The sequence below is a fragment of the Nocardioides sp. Root140 genome (assembly GCF_001426745.1).
GTDB lineage: Bacteria > Actinomycetota > Actinomycetes > Propionibacteriales > Nocardioidaceae > Nocardioides.
In genome coordinates this window covers 158,426-179,196 of sequence record NZ_LMFI01000010.1, presented here as the reverse complement: position 1 = coordinate 179,196, position 20,771 = coordinate 158,426, and the positions used below count along the sequence as shown (strand labels likewise).

Sequence of the window (20,771 nt, the reverse complement as noted above, 5' to 3'; positions counted from 1 at the left end):
GATTAGGGTCGGCCCCATGTCAGCAGTCACCGTCATCGGTATCGGCGCGGACGGCTGGCCCGGCGTCACGGCCGCCCTCCGCCAGCGCGTGCTCGACGCCGAGGTGGTCCTCGGCGGGACCCGCCATCTCGACATGCTGCCCGACGTGCCCGGCCAGGTGCGCGAGCCGTGGCCCTCTCCGCTGCGCGACGGCCTGCCCGCCCTGTTGTGGAAGTACGACGGCCGACGCGTGGTCGCCCTGGCCTCGGGTGACCCGTTCGTCTCGGGCATCGGCGGCACCCTGGTCGACCTGCTCGGGCGCAGCGCCGTCGTCGTCGAACCCGCCGTCTCCTCGGTGGCACTGGCCCGCGCCCGCATGGGCTGGGACTCCGAGGCGGTCGACGTGGTCAGTGCCGTCGGTCGCGACGCCCACGCGGTGCTGCGCGCACTCGCGCCCGGGCACCGGCTCGTGGTGCTCTCCTCCGACGCCGGTACGCCGGCAGAGGTCGCCGCACTGCTCGTCGGTGCCGGCTACGGCGAGTCGAAGATGACCGTGCTGGCCGACCTGGGTTCGCGCGACGAGACCCGCCTCAACACGACGGCTGCGGAGTGGGGAGGCCGCGCGCCCCAGCTCAACGTGATCGCCCTCGAGCTCGTCGGGCCCCTCGTCGGCGGCTGGTCGGCGGGCCTTCCCGACGACGCCTTCGAGCACGACGGACAGCTGACCAAGCGCGACCTGCGTGCCTCGGCACTGGCCCGGCTCGCCCCCACCCCCGGCGCACTGCTCTGGGACGTCGGCGCCGGTGCCGGCTCCGTCGGCATCGAGTGGATGCGGGCCCACCACACCTGCCGCACGATCGCCGTCGAAGGCAACGCCGAGCGTGCCGCCCGCATCACGCGCAACGCGCTGGCCCTCGGCGTACCCGCGCTGAAGGTCGTCGAAGGGCGGGCGCCCGCGGCCCTCGCCGGCCTGCCGAAGCCCGATGCGATCTTCGTCGGTGGCGGTGCCACAGTTGACGGGGTGATCGAGAATTCCCTTGCTGCACTGGGATCTGGCGGTCGTCTGGTCGTCCACGGAGTCACCGTCGAGACCGAGGTCGTGCTGGCCGCGGCCCACAAGGAGTACGGCGGCGAGCTGACCCGGCACCAGGTCGAGACCGCGGCACCGATCGGCACCTTCACCGGGTGGACCCCCGCCCGCACCGTCACCCAGTGGGCCCTCGTCAAGGAGCAGTCATGACCATCCACTTCGTCGGCGCCGGCCCCGGTGCGGCCGACCTGATCACCCTGCGCGCGGCGACGTTGTTGTCCGGGGCCGATGTCGTGCTCTATCCCGGCACCTATCTCGACGACGAGGTGCTCTCGCACTGCCGAGCCGACGCCGTCCGCGTCGACACCCAGGACCTCGACCTCGACCAGATGACGGCGGTGATGGTCAACGCGCACGCGTCCGGGCAGGACGTCGTACGCCTCACCTCGGGGGACCCGTCGGTCTATTCGGCGCTGGCCGAGCAGACCCGACGACTCGACGCCGCGCAGGTGCCGTGGGACGTCACGCCCGGCATTCCCGCGTACGCCGCCGCGGCCGCCGCGCTCGGCCGCGAGCTGACCGTGCCGAAGCTGGCCCAGTCGGTGGTGCTCACCCGCGCTCAGGCCCGGTCGACGGAGATGCCGTCGGGGGAGACCCTCGACAACTTCGCGGCCACCGGCGCGACGCTGGTGCTGCACCTGGCCATCACCCGCGCCCGTGAGCTGGCGACGCGGCTGGCGGAGCACTACGGGCCCGGCTGCCCGGCTGCCGTGGTGTCCCGGGTGAGCCAGCCGTCGGAGCTGGTGCTGCGTGGCACCCTCGCCGGCATCGCCGACCAGGTCGAGGCCGCGGACCTGCGCCAGGCCGCGTTGATCATGGTCGGTCCCGCCATCGACCCGTCGCTCGTCACGCACGAGATGGCCGAGTCCTACCTCTACGACCCCGCCCGCGACCGTTCCCTCAAGCGCTGACCCGTCGCCAGTCTCGATCGACCTGTCGCCAGTTCTGAGTGACCTGTCGCCAGTTCAGCGCCCGAACCGAAACTCACGACGGGTCGACGAAGCGGGGCGTCCAGACCTGGCCGTTCGCCGTACGCCGGGTGCTCGAGGCGCCGATGATCAGCAGGCACTTCATGTCGATCGTCGCGGGGTCGAGCTCACCGAGCGTGGTGACGGTCAGCGACTCCTCGGCGCGACCGATGTCACGCCCGACCACGACCACGGTCTCCGCGGAGCGGTGTGCGAGCAGCACCTTGTGGGCCAGGACGATCTGGTCCGTGCGCGAACGTGAGGCGGGGTTGTAGATGCCGAGCACGAGGTCGGCCTCGGAGACGGCACGCAACCTGTCCTCGATGACGGACCACGGCTTGAGCCGGTCGCTCAGGCTCATCACCGCGAAGTCGGCGCCCACGGGAGCACCGGCACGGGCTGCGACGGCCTGGATCGCGCTGACCCCGGGGAGCACGCGCACGGGCACGTCGTCGTACTCGCCCTCGGCCGCCTCGAAGACCGCCGACGCCATGCCGAAGACGCCCGCGTCACCGCCGGAGACCACCGCGACCCGTTCGCCCGAACGGGCCAGCTCGAGCGCGAGCCGGGCCCGGTCGACCTCCACGGTGTTGCCGGACGCGTGGCGGGTGAGACCCGCTCGCTGCGGCACACGGTTGACGTACGGCGCGTAGCCGATCACGTGCTGCACGTCGGCGAGTGCCGCGCTGGCCTCGGGGGTCAGCCAGTCGTCCGGGCCGGGCCCGAGCCCGATCACGAGCAGTTCGGCAGCCGCCGGTCGAGGAAGTTGCGCACCCTGCCGGGCCTCCGCAACCAGCGCCGGCCTCCGCCCGCCGGGGTCGTCGGTCAGGGAGTCACCGGGCACGACGATCAGCGAGAAGTACGGAACCGACGACGGGTCGACGTCGGTCACCTTCATCCAGCGCTCGGCGGGCATCGAGGCGCGCTCGATGTACCACGCGTGCTCGAGACGTCCGGCCTGCGCCAACGCGTCGACCACACCCGGGAACCGCCGTCCCAGCTTCATGATGATGGCACCGTCTGTGTCGGCCAGCCGGCGGGCCAGCTCGGGCACCGGCAGGGTGCCCGGCAGGACGGTGAGGACGTCGGTCTGCCGCACCAGCGGTGTCGCGACGACGGCCGTGGCGGCGGCGAACGCGGGCACCCCCGGCACGACCTCGGTCGGGAACCTCGGTGAGAGCCGGTCGTGGAGGTACATGAACGAGCCGTAGAACAGCGGGTCGCCCTCGGCCAGTACGACGACCGTGCGGCCGGCGGCCAGATGATCAGACAGCCGGGAGGCACAGGACTCGTAGAACTCGGCCATCGCGCCGGCGTACCCACCCGGGTGGGCGGTCGGGCCGGTCGTGACGGGGTAGCGCAGCAGTTCCTCGACGACGCCGTCGGGGATCAGGTCGGCCGCGATGCGTCGCGCGTTCGACTCCTTGCCGACCCCTGCGTGGTAGGCGATCACGTCGGCCTCGCCGATCAGCCGGGCGGCCTTGCGGGTGATCAGCTCGGGGTCGCCGGGGCCGAGCCCGACGCCGTAGAGACGGCCGGTCATTCCTGCTCCTGGGCGAGTGCGTTGAGGGCGGAGGCGGTCATCGCGGAGCCGCCCCGGCGGCCGCGGACGGTCAGGAACGGGATGTCGATGCCGTGGTCGTCGGCGAAGGCGGCCAGCGCGTCCTTCGACTCGGCGGCGCCGATGAACCCGACCGGGCAGCCGATGATCGCGGCCGGCCGGGGAGCCCCGTCGGCCAGCATCTCGAGCAGGTGGAACAGTGCGGTCGGGGCGTTCCCGATGGCCACCACCGATCCTTCGAGCCGGTCGCCGAGCAGCGAGAAGGCGGCCGCCGACCGCGTCGTGCCGAACTCTCGCGCCAACCCGGGGACGCGCTCGTCGCGCAGAAGGCAGACCACGTCGTTGTCGCGGGGGAGCCGGGCTCGGGTGACACCCGAGGCGACCATGTGGGCGTCGGTGATGATCGGCGCGCCGGCGCCCAACGCGTCGCGCGCAGCCCGCACCAGACCCGGATGGATGACCAGGTCACCGGTCAGGTCGGTCTGCCCGGTGCCGTGCACCATGCGGACGGCGACCTTCTCGGCATCGGCCGGGAGGTGGTCGAAGCGCGACTCCGCGCGGATCGTCGCGAACGAGTCGACGTAGATCGCGGAGCCGTCGTCGATGTAGTCGTAGCAGCGCGGGGGCCGGGACGGTGCAGCCGGTGCGGACATGTTCACTCCTCGGGGTTCTCGCCCCAATGCGGCAGTGTGCGGGATTGTCCTGGCGTCAGTGTCTGGCTTGGCCCTCTCGGGCTTCACAGTGGCGGAACCGCCCCGGACTCGCACCGGGTTCCTGGCTCCAGAACGGGCTCAGACTACGCGTTGACGACGAGCACGCTGCGCCACGGTGTGACCACGAGATGCTGCGGAGCGTCCACGAGCAGGCGCTGGACGAGCGAGCGGGTCAGCAACCCGTCGGGTACGGCGACGTGCTCGACGCGGTGGGTGAGTGCGCCGTACGCCGGTGGCCGGGCATGCACGCGCGTACGGGGATCGCGTGGATGCGCCTCGGGTGGCGCGGACAGCTCGTCGACGTGCCACGCAGCCGAGGCACCTTGTCCGCGCACGGTGAGGAACGCCCGGGCCAGCCCGACCAGGCGTGCGGCTGATTCGTCCAGGGGCACCACCGGCCCCCAGGCGCGGGTGCCGATGCGCAGCTGGCACTCGGTCTCGGAGACCGCGACCAGGCCCAGGTCGAGCGGGCGATCCAGGAGGTCGCCGCGACCGTCATCGAGGACGAAGAGGAAACGCCCCGGCAGGGCGGCCAACGAAGGGTGGGCGCACAGGCCCTCGTCGAGTGCTCGGGCGACCGGACGCAGGTTGGCCCGGCCACTGCGCGGAACATCCCAGTCACCTGGTGCCTGCGATGTTCCACGTTGGTCCGGGAGCAGCCCGCTGAGTGGCGAGACCATGATGTTCCGGACCAGCTCGTGGGTGGGCGAGGGCAGCAGGCCGGTCGCCTCGATGGCGGCCACCACCTCGGGCGCCAGGCAGCCGTCGTCGGTGGGAAGGGCACGCAGCTGCAGGTTGGCGCGCTTGGTCAGGTGCACGGTGCCGTCGCCGTACGTCGTCGCGACGTCGAGCAGCTGGGCCAGCGCTGCGGGCGTGATCTCACCACCGACCAGGCGCAGCCGCACGAGCGCACCGTCATCGGCCGGCCAGGGGCGCAGGACTCCCGGGCACAGGTCAGCGCGATGGCGTGCTGCTGGCGAACTCACGGCGGCATCGTCCCACGGCGCCCGGAACTGGCGACGGGTCGCCCGGAACTCACGACGGGTCGCCCAGAACTGGCGACGGGTCGACGCGGTGGGCGGGGGCGTTGATACGGTGCCAGTGCCGTGGTGTTCGGGAAGCCGGTTCGATGCCGGCGCGGCCCTCGCCACTGTAACCGTCGAGTTGACGGCCCTTGCGGTGCTCACCCCTGAGAACGGGGAGGGCGCCGGACCACTGGGAGAAGTCCCGGGAAGGTCGGCCAGAGACGCTGAGACGGAAGCCAGGAGACCGGCCACGGCGCGTCATGTTCCACGAGGGTTTGGAGACCGCCGGTGACGGCACTCGTATTGGTTGGAATGTCCGTCCGTGAGGCCGACGCGCGCAACCGGCTGACGGCAGTTGCCGCGCGCCACGACGGCACCGTCGCGTTCCTGCAGATGGGCGATCCGTCGCTGGACCGTGAGCTGACCCGGCTGGCCGACGCCGGCGCCACACACATCACGCTGGTCGGGGTCAGCCTCGGCACCCTCGCACCCGCGAACTCGTGGCTGCGTCGGATCGCCTCGCACTGGTGGCGCGAACGGGCCGGTGAGCCTCCGGTGATCGAGGTGGCCACGGCGATGATGCGCAACGATCTCGACCTCGATCTCGTCCTCGACGTCACCCGCCCCATCGCGGGCACCGAGGCGCCGTTGACCTCGGCGGCCTGGGAGGACGTGCCGGGCCACCGTCACCAGCTGTTCGTCTGCCGGGGGCCGCGCTGCACGGCGCTCGGCTCGGACAAGACCGCGGAGGCCTTCGCCCTCGAGCTGATGCGTCTCGAGCAGGGGGACGACGAGGTGCTGATCACCCAGACCGGCTGTCAGTTCCCCTGCAACCACGCACCCGTCGTCTCGGTGCAGCCCGACGACGTCTGGTACGGCGGCGTCACGCCCGACGTCGCCCGCACCATCGCCACCGACCACCTCGTCACACACCAACCCGTCGAGGCGTACCGCCTGCCGCGACAAATCCAGTCCGACGACGCTCGGACGATGAACCTCCAGGAGAAGTCATGACTCGCATCGCCCTGCTCTCGACCTCGGACACAGACCTGCTCTCCGCACGCGCTGCCGGGCCCGACTTCGCACTCGGCAACCCGTCGCGCCTCGACGTCGAGGCTGACCTGCCCGGTGTGATCGAGGGTGCCGACCTCGTCGTCGTACGCATCCTCGGCAGCGCCCGCTCCTGGCAGGCCGGACTCGACACCGTGCTGGCCGCCGGCGTCCCCGTCGTCGTGCTGGGCGGTGAGCAGACCCCCGACGCCGAGCTGATGGGGCACTCGACCGTCCCGGTCGGTACGGCGGCCGAGGCCCACGCCTACCTTGCCCAGGGCGGGCCGGTGAACCTGACCAACCTGCACGCGTTCCTCTCCGACACGGTGCTGCTGACCGGTGAGGGCTTCGAGGCCCCGCAGGTGGTCCCCGAGTGGGGCTGGTCGGAACGCCCGTCGCCCGCGGGCGAACCGGGCACGGCGAGGGTCGGAGTGCTCTACTACCGGGCCCACGAGGCCAGCGGCAACAACGCGTTCGCGCACGCGCTGGCCGACGCGATCGACGCCACCGGTGAGGCGGTCGGCCTGCCGATCTTCTCCTCGTCCCTGCGCGCCGCACCCGACGAGCTGTACGACGCCCTCGGCACCCTCGATGCGGTGATCGTGACGGTGCTCGCCGCGGGTGGCACCACGCCGGGCACCGCGAGCGCCGGTGAGGACGACGAGGCGTGGGACGTCGAACGCATGAAGGCGCTCGACATCCCTGTCCTGCAAGGGCTCTGCCTCACCTCGAGCCGCGCCGAGTGGGAGGAGAGCGACGACGGCGTGACCCCGCTCGACTCGGCCAACCAGATCGCGATCCCCGAGTTCGACGGGCGGATCATCACCGCCCCGTTCTCGTTCAAGGAGATCGACGAGGACGGCCTGCCGCGCTACGTCGCCGACGAGGAGCGCTGCGCCCGGGTGGCCGGAATTGCGGTCAACCACGCGCGCCTGCGCCACATCGAGCCCAAGGACCGCCGGCTCGCGCTGATGCTGTCGGCGTACCCGACCAAGCACAGCCGCATCGGCAACGCGGTCGGCCTGGACACCCCGGTCTCGACGATCCGGCTGCTCCGCAAGCTGCGCGACGCCGGCTACGACCTCGGTGCGCCCGCACGTTCGACGGAGGGGGCCACGTTCGACGTCCACGAGCTCCTCGCCATGGACGACGACACCGCCGCCGGCAACGCACTGATCCACGCCCTGATCGCGGCCGGCGGCCAGGACGAGGAGTGGCTCACCTCCGCCCAGCTCGACGAGAGCCATGTGCGAATCCCCAAGCAGGACTACGAGAAGTGGACTGCCGACCTCCCGGACGAGCTCAAGGAAGAGATCGTCGAAGCGTGGGGAGCTGCCCCCGGCACGTTGTTCGTCAACGACCAGCAGGAGATCGTGCTGGCCACGCTCCGGGCCGGCAACATCGTCCTGATGATCCAGCCGCCGCGCGGGTTCGGTGAGAACCCGGTGGCGATCTACCACGACCCCGAGCTGGCCCCCAGCCACCACTACCTCGCGGCGTACCGCTGGGTCGAGAAGGGCTTCCGCGCCCACGCCGTCGTGCACCTCGGCAAGCACGGCTCGATGGAGTGGCTGCCCGGCAAGAACGCCGCCCTGGCCGCCACCTGCGCGACCGACGCGGTGATCGGCAACCTGCCGCTGATCTACCCGTTCCTGATCAACGACCCGGGCGAGGGCGCCCAGGCCAAGCGCCGCGCGCACGCCACCATCGTCGACCACCTGATCCCGCCGATGGCGCGCGCCGAGTCGTACGGCGACATCGCCAAGCTCGAGCAGCTCCTCGACGAGTACGCCAACATCGCCGCGATGGACCCGCCCAAGCTGCCGATGATCCGGGCCCAGATCTGGACGCTCATGCAGGCCGCCCAGATGCACAAGGACCTCGGCCTCGAGGCCCAGCCCGGCGACGAGGAGTTCGACGACTTCATCATGCACGTCGACGGCTGGCTGTGTGAGGTGAAGGACGCGCAGATCCGCGACGGCCTGCACATCCTCGGCCAGGCACCCGAGGGCGAGGCCCGGGTCAACCTGGTGCTCGCGATCCTGCGGGCCACCCAGATCTGGGGCGGCACCCAGGCCTCCCTGCCCGGCCTGCGGCACGCCCTCGGACTGGGTCTCGATACGACCCCTCGTTCCTCGGGATCTACTCGACCACCGAGTGAGCCGACGACAACCGAGGTCGACGCCATCGAGACACGCGCCAAGGCCCTGGTCCAGGGCATGGAGGACGCCGACTGGCAGCCGGACGCAGTGGCCCGGGTGATCGCCCGGCACGAGTCCGAGAGCGCTCCCGAGGTCGCGGCCATCCTCGGCTTCGCCGCCACCCAGGTCGTGCCCCGGCTGGCGAAGACCACCGACGAGCTCGATGCCGTGCTGCACGCCCTCGACGGCGGGTTCATCCCGGCCGGCCCGAGCGGATCGCCGTTGCGCGGGCTGGTCAACGTGCTGCCGACCGGGCGCAACTTCTACACCGTCGACCCCCGCGCCGTCCCGTCGCGCCTGGCCTGGGAGACCGGTGTCTCGATGGCCGAGTCGCTCGTGCAGCGCTACCTCACCGAGACGGGGGAGTACCCGAAGTCGGTCGGCCTCTCGGTGTGGGGCACCAGCGCCATGCGCACCTCCGGCGACGACATCGCCGAGGTCCTCGCCCTGATCGGCATCCGCCCCGAGTGGGACCCCGCGTCGCGTCGGGTCAACGGACTGACCGTGATCCCGCTCGACGAGCTGGGCCGCCCGCGCGTCGACGTCACGGTCCGCATCTCCGGGTTCTTCCGTGACGCCTTCCCCCACGTGATCGCCATGCTGGACGACGCGATCCGGATGGCCGCCGAGCTCGACGAGCCGCTCGACCAGAACTTCGTCCGGGCCCACGCCCAGGCCGACCTGGCCGAGCACGGCGACGTACGCCGCTCCACGACCCGCATCTTCGGCTCCCGCCCGGGCGCGTACGGCGCGGGCATCCTGCAGGTCATCGAGTCCGGCAACTGGCGCGACGACAAGGACCTGGCCGAGGTCTACACCCAGTGGGGTGGCTTCGCCTACGGCCGTGGCCTCGACGGCGCCCCGGCCGCCGACGCCATGCAGGCCAACTACCGCCGGATCAACGTGGCCGCGAAGAACATCGACACCCGCGAGCACGACATCGCCGACTCCGACGACTACTTCCAGTACCACGGCGGCATGATCGCCACCGTCCGCGCGCTCACCGGCAACACCCCGCGGGCGTACGTCGGCGACTCCACCACGCCCGACGCCGTCCGCACCCGCACGTTGGCCGAGGAGACCGCCCGCGTCTTCCGGGCCCGGGTGGTCAACCCACGCTGGATCGGTGCGATGCAGCGGCACGGCTACAAGGGTGCGTTCGAGCTGGCCGCCACCGTCGACTACCTCTTCGGGTTCGACGCCACCGCCGGCGTCGTCCACGACTGGATGTACGACGCGCTCGCACGCGAGTACGTCCTCGACGAGACCAACCAGGAGTTCATGAAGGACGCCAACCCCTGGGCGCTGCGCGGCATCATCGAACGGCTGCACGAGGCCGCCGAGCGCGACCTGTGGGCCGAGCCCGACCCCGAGGTGATCGCCGCCATGCAGCAGGTCTACCTCGACCTCGAGGGTGACCTCGAGGACCGCGGGTGACCCGCCGCGTGCGCCTCGTCGGGATCGGCTCGGGCCACCCCGATCAGCTCACCCTGGCGGCCGCGGCCGCGATAGAGGGCGTCGACTTCGTCATCGCGGCGGCGAAGTCCGCCGAGGACCCGCTGCTCGAGTCTCGCCGAGAGATCTGCCGTCGGCACGGCAACCCCGAGCTGGTGCCGGTCCCCGACCCGCCGCGCGACCGCAACGACCCGGCCGACTACACCGGCGCGGTCGGTGACTGGCACGACGCCCGGGCCGCGGCGTACGAGAAGGTGCTGCTCGAACGCGACGGCGACGCGGCGTTCCTGGTGTGGGGAGACCCGGCCTTCTACGACTCCACGATTCGCATCGTCGAGCGCATCCTGGCCCGCGGCAACGTCACGTTCGACTACGACGTGCTGCCCGGCATCTCCAGCCTGCAGGTGCTGGCCGCGGCACACCGCATCGTGCTGCACGAGGTCGGCCAGCCGATCCTGGTCACCACCGGGCGACGGCTGGCCGAGGCAGTCGACCAAGGGCACGACAACCTCGTCGTCATGCTCGACGGCTCGCTGTCCTGCACGACGTTGAAGGACCAACCCGGCTGGCACATCTGGTGGGGGGCGAACCTCGGGACCCCCGACCAGGCGTTGGTCGCCGGGCCCCTGGTCGACGTACTCCCCGAGATCGAGGCCGCCAGGGCGCACGCGAAGGCGACGTCCGGCTGGGTGATGGACACCTACCTGTTGCGCCGCTCCTGAAATGGCAGTGAGCGGGTGGCCGTCGAAACAGCCACCCGCTCACCAGGGGTCAGTTGCCCTCGCGCACTCGCGTGATCTCGGGCTCCTCGCTGGGCCCGCCCCCGGGTGCGCGGGTCGTGTCATCGGCCTGCTCGTTGTCCTGGACGGTGCGCTCCAGGGTGAGGTTCTCGCCCGTGGCGGGGTCGAACAGGTGGATCTTGGACGCGTCGACCCAGATCCTGGCGTCGTCGCCGGCGGCCACCATGGACGCGCCGTCGAGAGAGACCACGAGCTGGGTGCGCATCGACTCGCCGTCGAGGTCCTTCTCGAGCTGGGTCAGCTGCTCCTGCACCTCGGGCGGGGCCTCGAACGGGATGTAGGCGTAGGCCTCGTTGCCGAGCCACTCCACCACGTCGACCTTGGCACTGAACGTGGAGCCCTCGTCGGCGTTCGCCGCCACGGAGGCGTCCTCGAAGTGCTCGGGCCTGATGCCGGCGATGAGCAGCCCCTTGCCCTGCGCCTTTGCCGCCTTGTCCGGCGGAAGGTTCACCTTGCCGAACGGCAACGAGATGGTGTTGCCCTCGACGGTGGCGGGCAGGAAGTTCATCGGCGGCGAGCCGATGAAGCCGGCCACGAACAGGTTGTTCGGCTGGGTGTAGAGCTCGCGCGGGGTGGCCAGCTGCTGCAGGATGCCTCGCTTGAGCACGGCGACCCGATCGCCCAGCGTCATCGCCTCGGTCTGGTCGTGGGTGACGTAGACCGTGGTGATGCCCAGGCGCTTCTGGAGCCGCGAGATCTCGGTGCGCATCTGGCCACGGAGCTTGGCGTCGAGGTTCGACAGCGGCTCGTCGAAGAGGAACGCGTCGGCCTCGCGGACGATCGCCCGCCCCATCGCGACTCGCTGGCGCTGACCGCCTGACAGGTTGCCGGGCTTGCGGTCGAGGTGCTCGTCGAGCTCGAGCGTCTTGGACGCGTGGCGCACCTTCTCGTCGATCTCCTTGTCGGGAACCTTGGCGAGACGGAGCGGGAACGCGATGTTCTCGTAGACGGTCAGGTGAGGGTAGAGCGCGTAGTTCTGGAAGACCATCGCCAGGTTGCGCTCCTTGGGGGCGAGGTCGTTGACCCGTCGTTCGCCGATCATCATGTCGCCCGACGAGATGTCCTCGAGCCCCACGATCATCCGCAACAGGGTCGACTTGCCGCACCCGGACGGCCCGACGAGGATCACGAACTCCCCGTCGGCCACGTCGATGCTGACGTCGTTGACCGCCGGGAACCCGTCGCCGTACTTCTTGACGATGTTCTTCATCTGGATCTTGGCCATGAGGTTCTCCCTAACCCTTCACTGCGCCGGAGGTCAGACCGGCGACGATCTTGCGCTGGAACACCAGCACGATGACGATGATCGGGATCGTGGCAATCACGGCCCCGGCGGCGAGCAGGGATGCCGGCCGGTTGAACGGGTCGGCGCCGACGAAGAACGACAGCGCCGCTGGGATCGGTCTGGCGTTCTCGGTGGAGGTCAGCGAGATCCCGAAGACGAAGTCGTTCCAGGCGAAGAAGAAGGTCAGGATCGCGGCGGTGAACACACCGGGTGCCGCGAGCGGGACGATGATCTTGCGGAACGCCTGCCATGACGTGGCGCCGTCGACCTGGGCGGCCTGCTCGAGCTCCCACGGGATCTCCCGGAAGAACGCGGTGAGGGTCCAGATCGCCAACGGCAACGTGAAGCTCATGTAGGGGATGATCAGCCCCGGCCAGGTGTCGTAGAGGCCGAGCGTGCGCCACATGTCGAAGAGCGGGCCGACCAGGGAGACCACCGGGAACATCGCGATCGCCAGTGCCGTGGTGAGCACGAACTTCTTGCCCTTGAACTCGAGCCGGGCGATGGCGTAGGCGGCCAGCGTGCCGAGGATGACCGAGGCCACCGTGGCGATCAGCGCGATGCCGACCGAGTTGAGGATCGCCCGGCGGAACTGCTCGTTGTCCCAGACGTCGATGTAGTTCTGCCAGCCGGCGTTGGTGCCTTCGGCGGGCAGGAACCCGGGGTTGCCCACCGTGATGGACTCCTGCGTCTTGAACGACAGCGAGATGATCCAGGCCACTGGCAGCAGGCACCACACCAGGATCAGGAGGCACCCGACTGCGGTTCCGAGTTTGCGCACCATGTCTCAGCCCTCCTGCCGTGCCGCGGCGAGGTCGACGCGGAACAGTTTGACGATCAGCCAGGCGATCAGCAGCACGGAGAGGAAGAGCAGCACGGAGAGTGCCGATCCCATGCCGAGCTGGAACTGCTCGATGGTCTGCCGATAGGTCAGGAACGAGATCGACTCCGTCCCGGACGCACCATTGGTCATCACGAAGATGTTGTCGAAGATGCGGTAGGCGTCGAGGGCCCTGAAGAGTACGGCGACCATGATGGCTGCCTGCATGTTGGGCAGGATCACCTTGAACAGTCGTTGGGTCCAGGAGGCACCGTCCACCTTGGCGGCCTCGATCATGTCCTCCGAGACCTGGGCGAGCCCGGCCAGCAGCAGGAGTGACATGAACGGTGTGGTCTTCCAGATCTCGGAGACCATGATCGCGATCACCGCCGGTGTGGTCTCACCGAACCAGTTGAACTGTTCGCTGATGCCCGGCAGCCACCCGTTGACGAAGCCGTTCTGGTAGCTGAACGCGAACTGCCAGGCGAAGCCCGAGACCACGGTGATGATGCCGTAGGGGATCAGGATCGACGTGCGGATGAGCCCGCGGGCGAAGATCACCCGGTGCATCACCATCGCGAAGACGAACCCGATCACGAGCTCGACGGAGACGGTGACCAGCATGTAGAGGACGGTCACCCCGGTGTCGCGCCAGAACAGCGGGTCGGTCAGTGCGGTGATGTAGTTGCTCAGCCCGACGAACTCGCGGTCGTCGGGTGCGGTGAGGGTGTAGTTGAACACCGAGAGGTAGAGCGCCCGGAGCATCGGGAACGCGGTCACCAGCAGCATCACGAAGATGGCCGGTGCCACCAGCTTCTGGCCCAGGCTGTTCTCCGCCCTGGCCCGGTCACTTGCCCGGACCTTGCCCTTGCCCCGGGCAGGCTTCTCGACGGTTGCCGTGCTCACAGGAGTGCCTTTCCGTTGAGGACGTCCGAGAGGAAGTCGGCCGAGTCACCCGGAGTGGAGTCCGGATCGACGTCGAAGGGAGAGTGCCACTGGCTCTGGATCGCAGCCGAGATCGTGGCGTAGTAGGCGCTCTTGGGCCGGGGTCCGCCGGTGTCGACGCTCTCCCGGAAGAGCTTGAGCAGATCCGGCGGATAGGCCTTGGCCAGTGCCGGGTCCTCGTACGCCGACGCGCGGGCCGGCATCAGGCCGGACTCGACGGCCAGCGCCACCTGGGCCTCCGTGTTGGTCACGCACTCCGCCGCCGCCATCGCGAAGTCGGGGTGCTCGGAGTAGGCGCCGACGCCGATGTCGATGCCGCCGATCGGCGGCTTGGAGTCCTCGCCGGCCACGGTCTCGGGGTAGCGGGCGTAGCCGAGGTCGCCGAACGCGTCCTTGTCGACCGGGCCGCCCGGCTTGCCGATCACGCCCTCGTAGTTCTTGTAGACGAAGGTCCAGTTCGTCATGAACTCGCCCGGGGCCCCCTCCGGGAACATCGCGCCCAGGCTGGTGCCCTCGTTGGAGGTCGACAGGTCAGGCTGCTTCGCGTCGGAGTCGGCGAGCTGCTTGATCACCTCGGCGGCCTTCTTGCCGGCATCGGAGTCGATGTCGATCTTGGCGTCCTTGCCGGCCTCGTTGTCGGAGATGATGTCGCCGCCCGCGCCCTGGATCAGCGCGTTGATCCACACGACGTACGCCTCGTACTTGTTGGCCTGGACGCCGACCGTGCCGCCGGCCTTCTCGGCGGCTTCGATGACCTCGCTCCAGGTCACCGGCTTGGTCATGTCGAGTCCTGCCTTCTCGGCCAGCGACTTGCGGTACCAGAGCACCTGGGTGTTGGCCCACTGCGGGAACGCGTACACCGCGTCGTCCCACTTGACGGTCTCGGCGGCACCGGTGAGGACGTCTTCGTCGACCGCCTTGGCCGCCGTGTCCTCGGGGAGCTTCTCCAGCCACCCGGCGTTGGCGAACTCGGCGACGAACACGGGGTCGAGGCTCATCAGGTCGGTCGACGAGTCCTTGGCGGCGAGCCGGCGAGCGAGCTGCATGCGCTGATCCGTTGCACCGGACGGCAGCAGCTGGATCTCGATGTCATAGTCGTCGGTGCTGCACTGCTTGGCCAGCTTGGTCAGGGTCTCGACACCGTCGGGATTGACGTACCAGTTGAGCGTCGGCGGGCCGGAGTCGTCTCCGAACGCCGAGCAGGATGTCAGCAGACCGGCCGTACAAGCCAGTGACGCTAGGGCCGCAATGGTGCGACGCGAGCGCCCTCTGTGCGTTGAGGGTTGCTTCACGAGTGCCTCCCTGTCGTGGTCTACCTCACACTCGACCTCTTGCGCCGATTTGGCAAGCCACTTGTAGGGGGTTGCGACACCTGCTAGGGCGGATCAGATGTTGCCGCGGTCCGCCGTACGACGGATGGCGTCGGTCACTGATTCCCAGAGCTCGGGTGGCAGGTCGTGGCCCATGCCGTCGACGAGCAGGAGCTCCGACCCGGGGATCGCCGCGGAGGTCGCCCGACCACCGGAGACGTGCACCATGCGGTCGCGCAGTCCGTGGATGACCTGGCTGGGAATCGTCAACGAGTGCAGGGCTTTCGAGCGGTTCGGCTGGGTCAGCACGGCCATCATGTGGCGCAGGACGCCGGGCCCGTTGAGGCCGCGGTCGAAGGTGTCCTCGGCCCGCTTCGTGGCCCGCTCGGTCGGCTCCGGGTAGCTGGGGGAGCCGATCAGCTTCGCGAACGCCACGGACGTGTCGACGTACGCCTGACGGTCCACCTGCTTGCCGGCCAGCAGTCGCGGCAGCAGCTTGGGGTCCTGCCACCCGACGCTGCGCTTGCCGGTGGTCGACATGATCGACGTCAGCGAACGCACCCGGCCCGGGTGGTCGAGGGCCATCGTCTGCACGATCATGCCGCCCATCGAGATACCCACCACGTGGGCGGAGTCGATGGCGAGGTGGTCGAGCAGGCCGACGCCGTCGGAGGCCATGTCCGAGATGCCGTACGGCGCCGCGCCCCGGCCGGTGAGGAAGGCCCGGACCAGGTCGGGCCGACGGACCCGACCGCGCACGTGGGAGGACTTGCCGGTGTCGCGGTTGTCGTAGCGGATGACGTGGAAGCCCTTGCCGGCAAGGAGCTTGCAGAACTCGTCGTCCCACCAGATCATCGGCCCGCCCAGGCCCATCACCAGCAGCAGGGGGTCGGCGGAAGGATCGCCGAAGGTCTGGTAGCACAGCTCGACACCGCCGCCGACGGGGGCGAACAGTTCTTCGGAGACATGGACGTCGCTCATGCATTCATCCAACACGACGCTCCGAGAGGAGCGGGAATTGCCTGTCCGCGGGGTCCTGCCGTTCTACGGTGGCGACGTGGCGAACAGCATCGGCGACTTCCTGGCACCTGCGGGCTACCACCAGCCCGGGGCGCTCAGTCTGGTCCGTGAGCTCAGCGTGTGGCCCGAGGCCGGGCGCGCGATCCGGCGCTCCCTCGCCGACAAGCGTGAGCTGTTGGGCACTCCCTACGTCAGCCGCGCTCCGCAGCGCTCGATCGAGCCAGTCCTGCTGGTGCCGGGATTCCTGGCCGGCGACTACACGCTGCGGCTCATGGCGCACACGCTGCGCCGCCACGGCTACCGCACCTACCGCTCCCACATCCACACCAACGTGTCGTGCCTGACCACCAACGCGGCACTTCTCGAACGGCGCCTCGAGGCGATCGCCACCAAGCGCGACAGCCGGGTCCGCATCGTCGGGCACTCACTGGGCGGCATGCTCGCCCGCGGGCTGGCCGTACGCCGACCCGACCTGGTGTCCGGCATCATCACGATGGGCAGCCCGATGATGGCGCCCGGCACCGCCCATCCGTTGCTGCTCGGTGCCGCCGACGTGCTCGTCCGGCTCAACCAGGTCGGCGTACCAGGGGTGATGGGGGAGTCCTGCGTCCGCGGTGACTGCGCACGCTCGGCCTGGCACGAGTCGCGTCAGCCGATCCCGTCAGGCGTCGACTTCACCTGCATCTGGTCGGCCGGTGACGGGCTGGTCGACCCGGCGTCGTGCGTGGACCCGTTGGCGACGTCGATCGAGGTGCATGCCAGTCACATCGGCATGGCGATCGATCCGCGGGTGGCCGACCACGTGGTCGCCGAGCTGGCCGCCCAGCGCCGAACCACCCGCGCCGCAGCCCCCGCCGACACCGCCTGACCCCACCGCATGTAATGCGCCGTCCGTGCCGCTGTGCACCCTGCTGACGGGGGTGGAAGTGTCAACAGGGGCGCACAAGTGCCGACGTACACGGGCTCCCGCCGGCGTACGCCGACTCCCCGCCGACCGACTGTGCTCAGTCGAAGTCGATGGCGCTGTAGGCGCGCAGCTTGCGCAGGCGGTGCTCGCTGGTGATGTTGCGGATCGTGCCGCTGCGCGAGCGCATGACCAGTGAGTGCGTGGTCGCCCCGCCCGCGCGGTAGCGGACCCCCTTGAGCAGCTCGCCGTCGGTGATGCCGGTGGCCACGAAGAAGCAGTCGTCACCGGTGACCAGCTCGTCGGTGGTCAGGATCGCGTCGAGGTCGAGCCCGGCATCGATCGCGCGCTGGCGCTCCTCGTCGTCGGTCGGCCACAGGCGACCCTGGATGGTGCCGCCGATGCACTTCATCGCGCAGGCGGTGATGATGCCCTCGGGAGTGCCGCCGACGCCCATCAGCAGGTCGATACCGGTGTCGGGGCGGGCCGCCATGATTGCGCCGGCGACGTCGCCGTCGCTGATGAACTTGATGCGGGCACCGGTCGCCCGGATCTCCTCGACGAGGTCCGCGTGGCGCGGACGGTCGAGGATCACGACGGTGACGTCCTCGGGGCTCGAGCCCTTGGCCTTCGCGACGAGGTTGATGTTCTCGGCGGCGGGCAGACGAATGTCGACCACGTCTGCGGCCTCGGGTCCGGTGACCAGCTTGTCCATGTAGAACACGGCCGACGGGTCGTACATCGTGCCGCGCGGGGCGACCGCGAGCACCGAGACCGCGTTGGTCATGCCCTTGGCGGCGAGGGTGGTGCCGTCGATCGGGTCGACCGCGACGTCGCACTCGGGGCCGCTGCCGTCGCCGACCTCTTCGCCGTTGTAGAGCATGGGGGCGTTGTCCTTCTCGCCCTCGCCGATCACGACGGTGCCCTTCATGCCGATGCTGGAGATCATCACGCGCATGGCGTTGACCGCCACGCCGTCCGCACCGTTCTTGTCGCCCCGGCCGACCCAGCGGCCAGCAGCCATCGCGGCCGCCTCGGTGACCCGGACCAGTTCCAGGGCGAGGTTGCGGTCGGGGGACTCGGGGGCAACACGGAACTCAGGGGGGCGCGTAGGCATGGGCGAATGCTATCGGCTCATCACGAGGGCGCGGTGTAGGACCGCACCGATGTCTGCTTGACGGACAGCCACACCACCCGTCCGACCGACAGTCCGAGCTCGACGGCGGCCGCCGGCGTCACGTCGGCGAGGAGCTCCGGACCGTCGTCGGCCACGTGTACGACGACCCGCATCGCGGCGCCGTGCGGGGTGACCACGACGATCGTGCCCCGCCAGTGGTGCCGGGCCGAGCCGCTGGGTTCGTTCAGGTCGACCGTGACCGCCGTGGGCTCGAACGCACGCAGCTCGGTGCCGTCGCGCAGGACGTTGAGGCCCACGAGCCGGGCCACGTGGTCGGTGACCGGACGCTGGGTGACCTCGTCGGGGGTGCCGAACTGGGCCACCTCCCCGCCGTCGAGCACCAGCACCCGGTTCGCCACGGTCAGGGCGTCGAGCGCGTCGTGGGTGACCAGCAGCGAGATCCCCCCGAACTCGGCGAGGTGCCTGGCCAGCTCGATGCGCAGGGACGCCGCGACCCCGACATCGAGCCCGCTCATCGGCTCGTCGAGCAGCAGCAGGTCGGGTTCGGTGACCAGGGCCCGGGCGATCGAGACGCGTTGGGCCTGCCCGCCGGAGAGCTCTCCGGGTCTGCGGTGGGCGAGGTCGTCGACCCCGAGACGCGTCAGCCACTGCTCGGCGCGACGCAGCGCCTCGGCCTTCGGTACGCCGCGGGCCCGGGGTCCGAAGGCCACGTTGTGCCGGGCATCGAGGTGGGGAAACAGCAGCTGGTCCTGGAACACCATGCCGACGCCGCGCTCCCGAGTGGGCACGCCGGTGAGGTCCACGCCGTCGAGCGTGGCGTGGCCGCGCGCGGGCACGAGACCGGCCAGCGCCTTGACCAGGCTCGACTTGCCCGCGCCGTTAGGACCGATCACCGCGATCACGTCGCCGCGGTCGGCGTCGAGCACAGCGTGGACCCGGCCGGGCACCTCGAGGTCGAGCGACAGGGCGCTCATCGGGCCACCAGCCAACGGTCGCGCAGGGCCACCAGCACGACGATCGAGAAGACCAGCAGCACCAGGCTCAGCGACCTGGCGGCCTCGGGCTCGGAGTTGATCGAGACGTAGATCAGCGTCGGCATCGTCTGCGTGGTGCCGGGGTAGTTGCCGGCGAAGGTGATGGTGGCGCCGAACTCACCGATGGAGCGGGCCCAGCCCAGCATGATCCCGGCCAGGATGCCGGGCATCGCCAAAGGCACGGTGACCGCGCGGAAGGTGAGCCAGCGCGTGGCGCCCAGTGTGGCGGCCGCGGCGTCGTACTCACGGCGTGCGGTGCGCAGGGCGCCCTCGATGCTGAGTACGACGAACGGCAGCGCGACGAACGTGTGGGCCAGGACCACGCCGGCCGTCGTGTAGGGGAGGGAGAAGCCGGTCAGCTCTCGCAGGGGTTCGCCGATGAAGCCCGTGCGGCCGAAGGCGCTGGCCAGCGCGACGCCGGCGACCACCGGGGGCAGCACGAGCGGCACCGTGACCAGGGTGCGCACGACCCCGCGCCCGGGGAACTCGACCCGGGCCAGCACCCAGGCCAGCGGCAGCCCGAGCACGAGGCAGATGGTCATCGCGACCGTGGCGGTGAGCACCGAGAGCCACATGGCCTCGCGCAGCTCCGGCGAGGCGAGCTGCTCGCCGAGCAGGGACCACGGCGTGCCCGCGACGAGCGTGACGAGGGGGAGCAGCAGGAGCAGGGTGCCGAGGGCGGCCGGGACCAGCAACCTGACCGGCGGTCGCCCGAGGGGGTCGGTCACGGCTTCCCGAAGCCCGCGTCGTCCAGGATCTTACGACCCTCGTCGGAGCTCACGAAGTCGACCCACTCCTGGGCCAGGTCGCCGCTGTCGTTCTGGTCGAGCGGGGCGATGAAGTAGGGGTTGAGCTGCTCGGCGGCGCCGGGCACGTCGAAGACCAACACGTCGTCGCCGGCGGCGACCGCGTCGCTGGCGTAGACGAAGCCGGCGTCGGCCTCACCCGAGGTGATCTTGGCCAGCACGGACTTCACGTCGACCTCCAGGCTCCTGGGCTCCGCCGTCACCTTGTTCTCCTCCAGCAGGCTCAGGGCGAGCCGACCACACGGTACGTCGTCCGCACAGCGCACCCAGTCGGTGTCGGCGAGGTCGTCGAACCCGGTGATCTTCGCGGGGTTGTCGGCCGGGACGACCAGGACGAGCTCGTTGGTCGCGAACTGCATCCGGTCCGCGGCCAGTGCGTCGCCGTCCTCGGCGATGGTCATGGACTTCTCGTCGGCGGTGGCCAGCACGTCGCCGGGGGCGCCGTCGACGCCCTGCTCGGCCAGGGTCGTGCTGGAGCCGAAGTTGAACTTCACGTCCACGCCGTCGTGCTCGTCCTCGAACGTCGAGGCCAGCGTCTCGAAGGTCCCGGTGAGGGAGGCTGCGGCCAGCACGGTCAGCTGCTTCTCGTCGTCATCGGAGGAGCAGGAGGTCAGGGGGAGCAGGGTGAGGACGGAGACGGCGATCAGTGGGCGCATGCGCATCAGGG

18 protein-coding genes and 2 riboswitches are annotated in these 20,771 nt (G+C 70.1%); of the genes, 6 read left to right on the top strand and 12 right to left on the bottom strand.

What is annotated here, in order from left to right; genetic code table 11:
• The first annotated feature begins 16 nt into the window (after window positions 1-16).
• Both cbiE and ASD30_RS11335 read left to right on the top strand, forming a co-directional pair.
• On the top strand, window positions 17-1,219 hold the full coding sequence (gene cbiE, locus ASD30_RS11340) for a precorrin-6y C5,15-methyltransferase (decarboxylating) subunit CbiE (RefSeq protein ID WP_056681433.1): 1,203 nt from the start codon (window positions 17-19) through the stop codon (window positions 1,217-1,219).
• On the top strand, window positions 1,216-1,980 hold the full coding sequence (locus ASD30_RS11335) for a cobalt-precorrin-4/precorrin-4 C(11)-methyltransferase (protein ID WP_056681432.1): 765 nt from the start codon (window positions 1,216-1,218) through the stop codon (window positions 1,978-1,980). The genes cbiE and ASD30_RS11335 overlap by 4 nt, the downstream gene beginning before the upstream one ends.
• A 73-nt stretch (window positions 1,981-2,053) precedes the next feature.
• Here ASD30_RS11335 and ASD30_RS11330 read toward each other — a convergent pair whose 3' ends face one another.
• The 3 genes from ASD30_RS11330 to ASD30_RS11320 form a co-directional block, all read right to left on the bottom strand.
• Complete coding sequence (locus tag ASD30_RS11330) at window positions 2,054-3,580, bottom strand: precorrin-2 C(20)-methyltransferase (RefSeq protein WP_056681431.1); 1,527 nt, start codon at window positions 3,578-3,580, stop codon at window positions 2,054-2,056.
• Window positions 3,577-4,251, bottom strand: a complete 675-nt coding sequence (locus tag ASD30_RS11325; protein WP_056681430.1) for a precorrin-8X methylmutase — start codon at window positions 4,249-4,251, stop codon at window positions 3,577-3,579. Before ASD30_RS11325 ends, ASD30_RS11330 begins: the two co-directional genes overlap by 4 nt.
• A 36-nt stretch (window positions 4,252-4,287) precedes the next feature.
• Window positions 4,288-4,417, bottom strand: a riboswitch (cobalamin riboswitch).
• The gene (locus ASD30_RS11320) at window positions 4,395-5,297 is read right to left on the bottom strand and encodes a hypothetical protein (protein WP_056681429.1); all 903 of its coding nucleotides are present in this window, start codon (window positions 5,295-5,297) and stop codon (window positions 4,395-4,397) included. It overlaps the preceding riboswitch by 23 nt.
• Before the next feature lie 104 nt (window positions 5,298-5,401).
• A riboswitch (cobalamin riboswitch) is annotated at window positions 5,402-5,603 on the top strand.
• A gap of 45 nt (window positions 5,604-5,648) precedes the next feature.
• On the opposite strand from ASD30_RS11320, the gene ASD30_RS11315 reads away from it, so the two are divergent.
• The 3 genes from ASD30_RS11315 to cobF are packed head-to-tail and all read left to right on the top strand — an operon-like array spanning window position 5,649 to window position 10,764.
• A complete protein-coding gene (locus ASD30_RS11315; RefSeq protein WP_056681428.1) occupies window positions 5,649-6,350 on the top strand; it encodes a (2Fe-2S) ferredoxin domain-containing protein in 702 nt (233 codons plus the stop codon).
• Complete coding sequence (gene cobN, locus ASD30_RS11310; protein ID WP_056681427.1) at window positions 6,347-10,024, top strand: cobaltochelatase subunit CobN; 3,678 nt, start codon at window positions 6,347-6,349, stop codon at window positions 10,022-10,024. Before ASD30_RS11315 ends, cobN begins: the two co-directional genes overlap by 4 nt.
• The gene (gene cobF, locus ASD30_RS11305) at window positions 10,021-10,764 is read left to right on the top strand and encodes a precorrin-6A synthase (deacetylating) (protein ID WP_056681426.1); all 744 of its coding nucleotides are present in this window, start codon (window positions 10,021-10,023) and stop codon (window positions 10,762-10,764) included. Before cobN ends, cobF begins: the two co-directional genes overlap by 4 nt.
• Before the next feature lie 49 nt (window positions 10,765-10,813).
• Here the strand turns inward: cobF and ASD30_RS11300 are convergent, their stop codons facing one another.
• The 5 genes from ASD30_RS11300 to ASD30_RS11280 form a co-directional block, all read right to left on the bottom strand.
• Window positions 10,814-12,067: an ABC transporter ATP-binding protein gene (locus ASD30_RS11300; protein ID WP_056681425.1), complete on the bottom strand. Its 1,254-nt coding sequence runs from the start codon at window positions 12,065-12,067 to the stop codon at window positions 10,814-10,816.
• A 10-nt stretch (window positions 12,068-12,077) separates the two neighbouring features.
• On the bottom strand, window positions 12,078-12,911 hold the full coding sequence (locus ASD30_RS11295; RefSeq protein WP_056681424.1) for a carbohydrate ABC transporter permease: 834 nt from the start codon (window positions 12,909-12,911) through the stop codon (window positions 12,078-12,080).
• 3 nt (window positions 12,912-12,914) lie between these two features.
• A complete protein-coding gene (locus tag ASD30_RS11290; RefSeq protein ID WP_056681423.1) occupies window positions 12,915-13,853 on the bottom strand; it encodes a carbohydrate ABC transporter permease in 939 nt (312 codons plus the stop codon).
• A complete protein-coding gene (locus ASD30_RS11285) occupies window positions 13,850-15,184 on the bottom strand; it encodes an extracellular solute-binding protein (RefSeq protein ID WP_056681422.1) in 1,335 nt (444 codons plus the stop codon). The genes ASD30_RS11290 and ASD30_RS11285 overlap by 4 nt, the downstream gene beginning before the upstream one ends.
• 93 nt (window positions 15,185-15,277) lie before the next feature.
• Entirely contained in the window at window positions 15,278-16,183 is a 906-nt protein-coding gene (locus tag ASD30_RS11280; RefSeq protein ID WP_056681421.1) for an alpha/beta fold hydrolase, read from the bottom strand.
• Between the two features lie 76 nt (window positions 16,184-16,259).
• Between ASD30_RS11280 and ASD30_RS11275 the strand changes: the two genes are divergently transcribed.
• Entirely contained in the window at window positions 16,260-17,090 is an 831-nt protein-coding gene (locus ASD30_RS11275) for an esterase/lipase family protein (RefSeq protein ID WP_162250951.1), read from the top strand.
• A 136-nt stretch (window positions 17,091-17,226) separates the two neighbouring features.
• On the opposite strand, the gene glpX is transcribed toward ASD30_RS11275, so the two are convergent.
• Genes glpX through modA form a run of 4 tightly spaced genes read right to left on the bottom strand, consistent with a single transcriptional unit; the run spans window position 17,227 to window position 20,766 of the window.
• Complete coding sequence (gene glpX / locus ASD30_RS11270; RefSeq protein ID WP_056681419.1) at window positions 17,227-18,243, bottom strand: class II fructose-bisphosphatase; 1,017 nt, start codon at window positions 18,241-18,243, stop codon at window positions 17,227-17,229.
• 20 nt (window positions 18,244-18,263) lie between these two features.
• Window positions 18,264-19,238, bottom strand: a complete 975-nt coding sequence (locus tag ASD30_RS11265) for an ABC transporter ATP-binding protein (protein ID WP_056681418.1) — start codon at window positions 19,236-19,238, stop codon at window positions 18,264-18,266.
• Window positions 19,235-20,026, bottom strand: coding sequence for an ABC transporter permease (locus ASD30_RS11260; protein WP_082563775.1), 792 nt, complete (start codon window positions 20,024-20,026; stop codon window positions 19,235-19,237). Before ASD30_RS11260 ends, ASD30_RS11265 begins: the two co-directional genes overlap by 4 nt.
• On the bottom strand, window positions 20,023-20,766 hold the full coding sequence (gene modA / locus ASD30_RS26080; protein WP_082563774.1) for a molybdate ABC transporter substrate-binding protein: 744 nt from the start codon (window positions 20,764-20,766) through the stop codon (window positions 20,023-20,025). Before modA ends, ASD30_RS11260 begins: the two co-directional genes overlap by 4 nt.
• Window positions 20,767-20,771: the final 5 nt, after the last annotated feature.

Excerpts from the sequence above, each read along its gene's own strand:
- cbiE (WP_056681433.1), top strand. The coding sequence starts at position 17 with ATGTCAGCAGTCACCGTCATCGGTATCGGCGCGGACGGCTGGCCCGGC.
- ASD30_RS11335 (WP_056681432.1), top strand. The coding sequence starts at position 1,216 with ATGACCATCCACTTCGTCGGCGCCGGCCCCGGTGCGGCCGACCTGATC.
- ASD30_RS11330 (WP_056681431.1), bottom strand. The coding sequence starts at position 3,580 with ATGACCGGCCGTCTCTACGGCGTCGGGCTCGGCCCCGGCGACCCCGAG.
- ASD30_RS11325 (WP_056681430.1), bottom strand. The coding sequence starts at position 4,251 with ATGTCCGCACCGGCTGCACCGTCCCGGCCCCCGCGCTGCTACGACTAC.
- ASD30_RS11315 (WP_056681428.1), top strand. The coding sequence starts at position 5,649 with ATGTCCGTCCGTGAGGCCGACGCGCGCAACCGGCTGACGGCAGTTGCC.
- cobN (WP_056681427.1), top strand. The coding sequence starts at position 6,347 with ATGACTCGCATCGCCCTGCTCTCGACCTCGGACACAGACCTGCTCTCC.
- ASD30_RS11300 (WP_056681425.1), bottom strand. The coding sequence starts at position 12,067 with ATGGCCAAGATCCAGATGAAGAACATCGTCAAGAAGTACGGCGACGGG.
- ASD30_RS11295 (WP_056681424.1), bottom strand. The coding sequence starts at position 12,911 with ATGGTGCGCAAACTCGGAACCGCAGTCGGGTGCCTCCTGATCCTGGTG.
- ASD30_RS11280 (WP_056681421.1), bottom strand. The coding sequence starts at position 16,183 with ATGAGCGACGTCCATGTCTCCGAAGAACTGTTCGCCCCCGTCGGCGGC.
- glpX (WP_056681419.1), bottom strand. The coding sequence starts at position 18,243 with ATGCCTACGCGCCCCCCTGAGTTCCGTGTTGCCCCCGAGTCCCCCGAC.
- ASD30_RS11265 (WP_056681418.1), bottom strand. The coding sequence starts at position 19,238 with ATGAGCGCCCTGTCGCTCGACCTCGAGGTGCCCGGCCGGGTCCACGCT.
- modA (WP_082563774.1), bottom strand. The coding sequence starts at position 20,766 with ATGCGCATGCGCCCACTGATCGCCGTCTCCGTCCTCACCCTGCTCCCC.